The 572-nt window shown below is 51.6% G+C and carries 1 protein-coding gene; it reads left to right on the top strand.

Going from position 1 to position 572, the window contains the following annotated elements; all coding sequences use genetic code 11:
- On the top strand, positions 1-572 hold a 572-nt coding region (locus E3E30_RS11150), incomplete at both ends, for a methyl-accepting chemotaxis protein (protein ID WP_240922705.1).

Here is a 572-nt window from a genome sequence, read left to right as displayed (position 1 = left end):
GCGGAGATGAGTAGGAGTATTGAGGAGATTACGGATGTGATTACGAATATTGCTGAGCAGACTAACTTACTCGCCCTCAACGCGGCTATTGAAGCAGCGAGGGCTGGAGAAGCTGGTAGGGGCTTCGCGGTAGTTGCCCAGGAGATTAGGAAGCTTGCTGAGGAGAGTAAACAGGCTGCAGACAACATCAAGAACATCATCGACCAGATAACCACCGAAATCAAAGACGCAGTAGAGAGCACCCAGCGCGGTGTCTCAGTCGTGGGTGAGAGTGCGGAAACGCTCAGAGAGACCGTCACGTATCTTACGAACATTGCTGACCTTCTTCAGGAGGCTAGTGGTCGGATGGGTGAGGTGAAGGAGCAGATTATTCGTACGCAGGAGGAGGTTGATAAGGCGTTGCGTGCTTTGGAGAATTTGGCTGCCAGTGCTGAGGAAACTACTGCCAGTGCTGAGGAGGTTAGTTCTGCTGTTGAAGAGCAGACTGCAGCAACAGAAGAACTCGAAAGAGCAGCAAACGACCTCAAAAACATCGTGGCCCAGTTGCGCGATATTATCAGCAGGTTCAAGCT

Source organism: Thermococcus sp. 9N3 (assembly GCF_012027685.1).
GTDB classification, from domain to species: domain Archaea; phylum Methanobacteriota_B; class Thermococci; order Thermococcales; family Thermococcaceae; genus Thermococcus; species Thermococcus nautili.
The sequence above is the reverse complement of the archived record's forward strand: the minus strand, read 5'-3'. Positions and strand labels throughout refer to the sequence as shown.